The organism is Micromonospora sp. URMC 106, from assembly GCF_051386395.1.
Classification (GTDB): Bacteria; Actinomycetota; Actinomycetes; order Mycobacteriales; family Micromonosporaceae; genus Micromonospora.
Map to the genome: position 1 here is coordinate 1 of NZ_JBPQTP010000199.1, position 4814 is coordinate 4814.

The 4814-nt window shown below is 75.0% G+C and carries 3 protein-coding genes and 1 pseudogene; 1 reads left to right on the forward strand and 3 read right to left on the reverse strand.

All coding sequences use genetic code 11. From position 1 onward, the window contains the following. Positions 1–144: 144 nt before the first annotated feature. The 3 genes from ACSNOB_RS31435 to ACSNOB_RS31445 all read right to left on the reverse strand — a co-directional run bounded on the left by ACSNOB_RS31435 (position 145) and on the right by ACSNOB_RS31445 (position 4215). A complete protein-coding gene (locus ACSNOB_RS31435) occupies positions 145–1146 on the reverse strand; it encodes a glycosyltransferase family 2 protein (RefSeq protein ID WP_436691004.1) in 1002 nt (333 codons plus the stop codon). Beyond that, positions 1143–2795, reverse strand: coding sequence for a carbamoyltransferase family protein (locus ACSNOB_RS31440; RefSeq protein ID WP_436691006.1), 1653 nt, complete (start codon positions 2793–2795; stop codon positions 1143–1145). Before ACSNOB_RS31440 ends, ACSNOB_RS31435 begins: the two co-directional genes overlap by 4 nt. A gap of 139 nt (positions 2796–2934) precedes the next feature. Then, on the reverse strand, positions 2935–4215 hold the full coding sequence (locus tag ACSNOB_RS31445; protein ID WP_436691008.1) for a globin domain-containing protein: 1281 nt from the start codon (positions 4213–4215) through the stop codon (positions 2935–2937). 144 nt (positions 4216–4359) lie between these two features. On the opposite strand from ACSNOB_RS31445, the pseudogene ACSNOB_RS31450 reads away from it, so the two are divergent. Next, a pseudogene (locus tag ACSNOB_RS31450) lies at positions 4360–4641 on the forward strand (RrF2 family transcriptional regulator); the annotation flags it as partial. Between the last annotated feature and the right edge of the window lie 173 nt (positions 4642–4814).

A 4814-nucleotide genomic window follows, 5' to 3' on the forward strand; every position in this document is an offset into this window, starting at 1 on the left:
CCTTCTCCGGATCACCGTTGTACGGCACGTCCTCCACCAACGTGCCATCCCGATCCAGCAACACCGCGTCGAACAGGCGCCGACCTGCGCTGATCGGGGCGTCGTCCATGTCGGAGCAGTTGCCCCGGGCGGGGGGAGTGGACATCAACGTCCCGCTCCGGGTCGCTCCGCGCGGCTACGCCACCAGCCGCGTACCCAGTGCGTGACCGCCAGTGGCGGGATGGCCGCGCTGGTCACCAGCATGGTGGCGACCTCGTCGGCGGTCCGGGGCCCGGGGGCGATCCGGGCGCGGGCGAACTCGGCGGTGCCGGCCGTCCAGCCGAGCGCCCCGGCCACGGCGACGCCGCCGAGCACGGTCCGGGGCGCGCCGCCGGCGAGGGGCCGCAGGGCGGCGGCGACCAGGGCGAGCGCGCCGGCCGCCGTGACGGCGACGTGCCGGTGCCGCCGCCCGGGCGGCAGCCGCAGGTCGGTGCGCCAGTGCCGGCCGTACAGGCGGCGCAGCAGCGCGTCGTCCGCGTTGCCGCGCTGGACCCGCAGGCTCACCCAGCGGTTCTCGGGGCGTACCGGGTGGGTCACCGCCCGCTGGCCGCGGACCAGCTCCCAGCCGGCGCGCCGCACCCGGTGGGCCAGCTCGGCGTCCTCGCGGTAGGCGCGCGGGAAGCGCTCGTCGAACCCGCCCGCGTCGGCCAGCGCGTCCCGGCGGTAGGCCATGTCGGCGGTGATCCACTCGCCCTCCGCGAGCCCGGCGGTGCCGCGCTCCCAGTCGGTCGGCCGCCGGTGGGTCGGCAGCGGCACGTGGACGCGGCCCTGCACCCCGCCGACCAGGTCGCCGACCCGCAGGTCCGTGAGGAGCCGGCGGGCCCAGTCCGGCGCCGGGACCACGTCGTCGTCGAGGAAGACGATCCAGGGGAAGCGGGCCGCGCGCCAGCCGAGGTTGCGGGCCGCCGCCGGCCCCGCGCCGGGGCCGTTCAGCACCTTCGCGTACGCGGTCAGCGCCCCCGGCACCGCCAGCTCGCCGGTCGAGTCGCGGCGGTCGTCGACGAGCAGGATCTCCGGGTCGGGCAGCTCGCCGACCTGCTCGGCGAGCGCGTCCAGCAGCACCGCGAGGCTCGGCCGGCCGAGGGTCGGCACCACGATGCTGATCACCGGGCACCCCCGAGCGCGCCGCGCCGCACCGCGAAGGGGCCGAGCGCCAGCAGTTCCACGGGGGCGGAGCCGAAGAGTTCCATCGCCTCGCGCGGGGTGTCGACCATCGGCCGTCCCGCGGTGTTCAGCGAGGTGTTCACCACGACCGGCAGCCCGGTCAGCCGCTCGAACTCGGCCAGCATCTCGGCGACCACCGGCTCGGTGTCGGCGTGCACGGTCTGCACCCGGGCGGTGCCGTCCACGTGGGTGACCGCGGGGATGCGGTCGCGCCAGTGCGGCTTCACCCGGTGCACGAAGAGCATGTACGGGCTGGGGAAGACGCCCTCGAAGATCTCCGCGAAGCGTTCGGCGCGGACCATCGGGGCGATCGGTCGGAACTGCTCGCGTCCCTTGACGTCGTTCATCCGGGCGGTGGTGGCGGGGTCGCCGGGGTGGGCCAGCAGGGAGCGGTGTCCCAGCGCCCGCGGGCCGTACTCGCTGCGGCCCTGGTACCAGGCGACGATGCCGTTGTCGGCCAGCACCCGGGCCGCCTCGGCGGCGATCGAGCCCGGCCGGAAGTACGGCAGCGCCGCGCGCCGCAGCTCCGCCTCCAGTTCCTCGTCGGTCCAGCCCCGGCCGAGGTCCGCGCCGGCCATCGGAGTGGAACGGTCGCCCAGGTCACGGCCGACGTGCAGGGCCGCGCCGAGGGCCGTGCCGGCGTCCCCGGCGGCGGGCTGCACCCAGACGTTCCGGTACGGGCCCTCGGCGGCGAGCCGGGCGTTGGCCACGCAGTTGAGCGCCACCCCGCCGGCCATGGCCAGGGTGGACGCCCCGCCCGAGGCGTCGTGCAGCCAGCGGGCCAGGTCGAGGACGACCTCTTCCAGTCGGGCCTGCACGCTGGCGGCCAGGTCGGCGTGGTCGTCGGTCATCTCGCCGTCGGCGGCGCGGGCCTTGGCCATGCTGCCCCAGTCGATCCGGTCGACGGTGAAGCCGCCCTCCGGGGTGACCCGGACCAGCTCGCGCAGCAGGCCCAAATGCTTCGGCCGGCCGTACGAGGCGAGCGCCATCACCTTGTACTCGTCGCTGGAGTGCAGGAAGCCGAGGTGCCGGGTGAGGTCCTCGTAGAGCAGGCCGAGGGAGTGCGGCAGCTCCTGGGAGTGCAGTGGTCGCAGCAGCCCGTCGGAGTAGACGCCCGCCAGGTGGCTGGCCACCTCGCCGCGTCCGTCCAGGACGAGCACCGCCGTGTCGTCGCCGCCGGGCGGGGCGGCCAGGCCGGCGGACGCGGCGTGCGCGACGTGGTGCGGGACGAACCGCACCTTCGCCGGATCCAGGCCGGGCAGTGCGGCGGCGAGGAACTGGGGCGCGCGCTGGGCGTACTCGACGCGCAGCCAGTCCCAGGGGTCGGTGAGCCCCAGGCTCTCCGCGGGTCGGCAGAGCCCGGGATCGAAGGAGTACGCGACGGCGTCGAGGTCGTCCACGTCGATGCCCGCGCTGGCCAGACACCAGGCGGCGGAGAGTTCGGGCAACTCCCACGCGGAGAAGGCGAGGGGACGTTTGCCGTGCTTGCGGCGGCTGAACCGCTCCTCTTCGGCGGCGGCCACCACCCGGCCGTCGACCACCAGGGCGGCCGCCGGATCGTGAAAGATCGCGTTGATGCCAAGGACCCGCATGCGGAGTCCCTACCCTCGGCTTCTCCTCCTAACCTCTAGATCATCGACTTCTCCCGGCGGGCGGGTCAGTCGGTTGTGGAGCGCCCGCGGGCGGCGGGGCGAACAGTCCCACCGCCCGTAATGGCGCGACGACTCCGGGTCAGGCCCGGTCGTCGCGGAGCATGCCCGGCCCGAACACCTCGTAGGCGATCCGCTCCGTCGGCACGCCCCGGCGCAGCAGGCCACCCCGGACGGTGTTCATGAACGGCAGCGGCCCGCAGAGGTGCACGTGGGCGTCGGGGGAGAGCGGGATCAGCGCCGGGTCGACGCGTCCGCCGGCCACCTCGGCGGTCAGCCCGGCCAGCTCGGCGTCGGTGACGTCCTCGTACCAGAGGGCGGTGCGCAGGTTGGGCAGGGCGGCGTGCAGGCGCGGCAGCTCGCCACGGAACGCGTGGGCCGCGCCGGCCCGGTCGGCGTGCACCAGCACCACCGGGCGGTCGGGCTCGGTGGCCGCCAGGTGCTCCAGCGCGGCCATCGCCGGGGTCAGCCCGATGCCCGCGCTGACCAGCAGCAGCGGGCCCTCGCCGGCGACCGCGCTGACCTCGCCGAAGGGCGGGCTGAGCCGGAGCACGTCGCCCTCGGCCACGTGCTCGTGCAGGAAGGTGGAGACCATGCCGTCGGGGGTGCCGGCGACGCCGCGGACCCGCTTGACGGTGATCCGCCAGTGCTCGGCGCCGGGCCGGCCGGAGAGGCTGTACTGGCGGATCTGCTGCCCGCGACCGCCGTCCAGGTCGACGGCGACCGACGCGTACTGGCCGGGGACGAAGGTGGGTGCCGGGCCGCCGTCGGCCGGGACCAGGGTGAACGAGACGACGTCCACGGCCTCGGTGACCCGGCCGGTGACCCGCCAGTCCCGCCAGACCGACTCGCCCTCGCCGAGCCCGGCCCCGGCGTAGAGGCGGGCCTCCCGGGCGACCAGTTCGCAGGCCAGCAGCCAGTACACCTCGTCCCAGGCCGCCGTGACCTCCGGCGTGACCGCGTCGCCGAGCACCTCGCCGACGGCGGCGAGCAGGTGGCGACCCACGATCGTGTACTGGCCCGGGGTGATGCCGAGGGAGGCGTGCTTGTGCGCGATCCGGTCCAGGATCGGGCCCCACGGTGCGTCGCTGCCGCCGGTCAGGTGCTCCGCGTACGCGACCACGGCCGCCGCGAGCGCGGCCTTCTGGGCCCCGGTCGCCTGGTTGCCCCGGTTGAAGATGTCGAGCAGCTCCGGGTGGGCTTCGAACATCCGCTGGTAGAACCGGCCGGTGATCGCCTCGCCGTGCGCCTGCACGGCGGGCAGGGTCGCCGTCACCACTGTTGCTGAGGACTCCGAGAGCACGACTTGTCTCCTTCTGCGCTGAACCGCTCGGGCCGTGCCAGCAAAACAGGTATCTGGGATACCTCTTCAGGGTCGAAAGTCCCGGGTCGAGGGTCGTCCGGATCACACGCCCGGTCCGTCGGCCCCCGGGTTGGCAGCTTCCGCGCTGGCTAGGGTCGGTGCGTGAAGCTCAACCGGTCCACCGACATGGCGCTGCGGATCGCCATGCTCGCCGCCGCGAACCCGCGCCGGATGACCGTGGACGAGTTGGCCGACCAACTGGAGCTGCCCCGCAACCACGTAGCGAAGGTGGTCCAGCGGTTGCAGCGGATCGGCGTGCTGGTCACGATCCGGGGTCGCTCCGGCGGGGTGGCCTTCGCCGAGGGCGGCCACGACGTCACGGTGGGCCGGGTGGTCCGGGCGTTCGAGGGCGCCGAGGAGGTGGTGTCCTGCGACGAGCCAGCCTGCTCGCTGCGGGCCGCCTGCCGGCTGCGGGGTGAGCTGCGCCGCGCCCGGGACGCCTTCCTCGCCGTGCTGGACGGGGTGACCCTCGGCGGTCTCGTCGACGGCCCGACCGGCCCCGTGCTGCTCGCCCTCGGCCTGCCCCCGAGGGAGGCGTGCTTGTGCGCGATCCGGTCCAGGATCGGGCCCCACGGTGCGTCGCTGCCGCCGGTCAGGTG